The organism is Corallococcus sp. AB049A (assembly GCF_003668885.1).
GTDB classification, from domain to species: Bacteria; Myxococcota; Myxococcia; order Myxococcales; family Myxococcaceae; genus Corallococcus; species Corallococcus interemptor.
This window is the reverse complement of record NZ_RAWL01000647.1, coordinates 1-3293: the sequence shown is the minus strand read 5'-3', so window position 1 is coordinate 3293 and position 3293 is coordinate 1. Positions and strand designations below refer to the sequence as shown.

The following is a 3293-nucleotide window of genomic DNA, read 5'->3' as shown; positions in this document are numbered from 1 at the left end:
GGCTTCGAGTCGGCGCTGGGCACGGTGGGCGGCGGCAACCACTTCGCGGAGGTGCAGCGGGTGGAGGAGGTGCACGACGCGCGCGTCTTCGAGGCGCTGGGCCTGCGGGAGGAGCGGTTGCTGTTGCTCGTGCACTCGGGGTCGCGCGGGTTGGGGGAGAGCATCCTGCGCAAGCACGTGGACCGGCACGCGGCGGGCGGACTGGCGGCGGATTCGGACGAGGCGCGCGAATACCTCCAGCGGCATGACGGCGCGGTGCGGTGGGCGAAGGCGAACCGGGCCATGGTGGCGCAGCGGATGTTGGATGGGATTGGGGCGACGGGGCGGCGGGTGTTGGACGTGTGCCACAACAGTGTCACCGAGCGGCATGGGGACGGACGCGTGTGGTGGCTGCACCGCAAGGGCGCGGCGCCCTGGGACGAGGGGCCGGTGGTGATTCCCGGCAGCCGCGGTGCATTGAGTTATCTGGTGTTGCCGGTGGGCGCGGGCGAGCAGAGCGCGAACAGCCTGGCGCACGGCGCGGGCCGCAAGTGGACGCGCTCGGCGGCGCGGGAGCGGCTGAAGGAGCGCTTCACGGCGGAGTCGCTGACACGCACGTCCTTCAAGAGCCACGTGGTGTGCGAGGACCGGGACCTGCTCTTCGAGGAGGCGCCGCCGGCCTACAAGGCCATCGACCGCGTGGTGACGGACCTGGTGGAGGCGGGGCTGGTGAGGGTGGTGGCGACGCTGGCGCCGGTGCTCACGTACAAGACGCGAGGCCGCACGGCGGAGTGAGCGGCACGGGGCTCGCACGGGGGACGCGGCATGCGCTGCCTCTGGGAGTCCCGGTGATGTGGAAGGCCCTGTTGGATTTGATTTATCCGCCCATGTGTCTGGCCTGCGCGAAGGTGCTGCCGGGCATGGGCGCGGTGTTCTGCGAGCCGTGTGACACGGCGCTGGAGCGGCTGCCACCGTCGTGTTGCCGGACGTGCGCGGAGCCGGGAGTGTTCCCGGGGAACACCTGTCCCCGGTGCCGGACGGCGCCGCCGCCGTTCAGCCGGGCCTGGGCGCCCTTCGCGCACGAGGGGCCGGTGGCGAGGGCCATCCACCGGTTCAAGTACGAGGACCACCCGGACCTCGCGGCGCCGCTGGGAGCGCTGCTCGCGGACGAGGCGCGGCGGTTCCTGAGGACTTCACCCGGGCACGTGGTCGCGTTGCCGCTGCACGTGAAGCGCTTCCGGAAGCGGCAGTACGACCAGGCGCACCTGCTCGCGGGGGAGCTGGCGAAGGCCACGGGAAGGACGGCGCCGGCGGGCTGGCTCACGCGCACGCGAGAGACGCGCCGTCAGGTGGGGCTGAGCGAGGTGGAGCGCGCGGGCAACGTGGCCGGAGCGTTCGTGGCATCGCGGGCGGTGAAGGGGCAGGAGGTGTTGCTCCTGGACGACGTGTTCACCACGGGGTCCACGGCGCGGGCCGCCGCTATCGCCTTGAGGGAAGCAGGGGCCACGCGCGTGGAGGTGCTGACCCTGGCGAGGGCGTTCACCCTCGCCTGAGCCGGGCGAGCTCGGCTTCGAGTTCCCTGGCGCGGCGTTCGGCCTCGTCCGCGCGTCGGGATTCTTCATCCGCGCGCCGGGATTCTTCCTGGGCACGCCGGGATTCTTCCTGCGCACGCCGCTGCAGAATCATCGTCTGATCTTCCAGACGTTCGATGAACTCATCGGAGACCAGCAACGGCGCATTGCCTGTCCAGAAACGCACGTCCTCGCCTTCGACCTGGAGGTCGAGGCCCAGCACCTCAGAGGTGAAGCGACCATTCCGGGATTCCATGCGCGTGTAGCTGCGCGCATCCGGTGTCGCCAGCCGGTAGCCCTCCAGCGTGAGCCTTCCTCCATCGAAGATGAAGTACTCGGGGATTCCCAGACGGGCATACCGGCTCACGTTGAACTCGGCATCCTTCTTCCGGTCGCCCCCGGCGTGGATCTCCATCACCCAGTCGAGCCCGTGCCCCTCGTGGCTGACGAGCCACTTCTTCCGTCGGTGGTTCTCCACATCCAGCACGACCAGCAGGTCCGGCGCGAACCGTCGCTCCGCCGGGTAATACACAGGCAATTCCGAGCCTACGTAAGCCTTGCGTCCACGACGCTTGAAGTAGCCCCGGAGCGCCTCGCGTGCGAGCAGCTTGGGCTCTTGATGGTCGTCCCCCTCGGGCATCGCCATCTCTTCGTACGTCACCTCATGCGGCAGTGTTGCCACCACCCGGTCCCGCTCCTCCTGCCCCATCCGATCCCACTCTTCCTGAGAAGGCGCCCGGGGGAAGGCGTCTCCAACCTTGTCGGTATGACGTCCCATGACCTCAAGCCTGCGTCGGGTAGGCCCCATGGTCAATCGCCCCCGCGCAGGCCTTGAGCAAGCGACGCGCCAAGGAATTCTCGAACCGCCGTCTATACTTCGCGACGAATGACATCCACACCGGCCCCCACTCCTGGGAACGAGACAAACGCGCGCTGTGCCACGCATTCCAGGGTCGCGGCGGTGGAGTGCTCGCGATGCGGTGCCTTCATGTGCCGGGCGTGCGTTGCTCCTGATAGTGAACCGGCGCACTGCCGCACGTGCAGGAAGCACCTGCTGGCGACGGGCGCCATCCGTCCCAGCAACCACTCCACCCTGGGCGAATACCTTGCCCAGCTCAGCTGGCTGACGGCCTTCCTCACCGGGGGGGGCATCTACCTGGCGCGCAGGACGGACATGGTCGCACTGTGGCTGATCATCTTCCTGATCGGCTTCACGCTGGGACTGGCCTGCGGTGTCGCGGCGCTCATCCGGGAAAAGGGACGCCTCCGCCCCGGAATCGTCGTACCCGCCGTCATCGGCATCGTGCTCAACACCCCTCCGTTCCTCTGGGGAATGCTAATGGGCGTGCTGCCATTCATCATCGAACACTGGTGAATCAGCGCGTCTTCGCCGTCTCCAGCGCGAGCGCCTCACCGCGCAGCTGTGCATCCAGCCAGAACGTCCCGCCCGGCACGAGCGAGGCCACGAAGGCCACGGCGATCCGCTTCAGGCCCCAGCGGTATTCGATGGCCGCCATCATCAGCGTGTAGAGGTACGCCATGAACAGCACGCCGTGCGCCATGCCCACCACGCGCACGCCCAGGGGCATGTGCAGCACGTACTTCAGCGGCATGGCGATGAGCAGCAGCACCAGGAAGGACAGGCCCTCCCAGAAGGCGACAGCGCGGAAACGGCCCAAAGCGGTCTTCAGCATGACGTCCTCTCTCCCCTGCCCCCTCCCCCACCGTCAAGCTACCGGATGT

5 protein-coding genes are annotated in these 3293 nt (G+C 68.5%); 3 read left to right on the top strand and 2 right to left on the bottom strand.

The window, feature by feature from the left end:
• A partial coding sequence (locus D7X55_RS37735; RefSeq protein WP_121725560.1) for an RNA ligase RtcB family protein occupies nt 1–774 on the top strand: 774 nt, incomplete at its 5' end.
• Nucleotides 775–830: 56 nt separating this feature from the next.
• Nucleotides 831–1532, top strand: a complete 702-nt coding sequence (locus tag D7X55_RS44300) for a ComF family protein (protein WP_199747320.1) — start codon at nt 831–833, stop codon at nt 1530–1532.
• Here D7X55_RS44300 and D7X55_RS37720 read toward each other — a convergent pair.
• A complete protein-coding gene (locus D7X55_RS37720; protein ID WP_120552926.1) occupies nt 1519–2328 on the bottom strand; it encodes a Uma2 family endonuclease in 810 nt (269 codons plus the stop codon). The genes D7X55_RS44300 and D7X55_RS37720 overlap by 14 nt on opposite strands.
• A 210-nt stretch (nt 2329–2538) precedes the next feature.
• On the opposite strand from D7X55_RS37720, the gene D7X55_RS37715 reads away from it, so the two are divergent.
• Nucleotides 2539–2925, top strand: a complete 387-nt coding sequence (locus tag D7X55_RS37715) for a hypothetical protein (RefSeq protein WP_121725559.1) — start codon at nt 2539–2541, stop codon at nt 2923–2925.
• Nucleotide 2926: 1 nt separating this feature from the next.
• Here the strand turns inward: D7X55_RS37715 and D7X55_RS37710 are convergent, their stop codons facing one another.
• Complete coding sequence (locus D7X55_RS37710) at nt 2927–3244, bottom strand: DUF3817 domain-containing protein (protein WP_121725558.1); 318 nt, start codon at nt 3242–3244, stop codon at nt 2927–2929.
• Nucleotides 3245–3293: the final 49 nt, after the last annotated feature.

Coding starts and splice junctions, on each gene's coding strand:
- D7X55_RS44300 (WP_199747320.1), top strand. CDS start 831: ATGTGGAAGGCCCTGTTGGATTTGATTTATCCGCCCATGTGTCTGGCC.
- D7X55_RS37720 (WP_120552926.1), bottom strand. CDS start 2,328: ATGGGACGTCATACCGACAAGGTTGGAGACGCCTTCCCCCGGGCGCCT.
- D7X55_RS37715 (WP_121725559.1), top strand. CDS start 2,539: ATGTGCCGGGCGTGCGTTGCTCCTGATAGTGAACCGGCGCACTGCCGC.
- D7X55_RS37710 (WP_121725558.1), bottom strand. CDS start 3,244: ATGCTGAAGACCGCTTTGGGCCGTTTCCGCGCTGTCGCCTTCTGGGAG.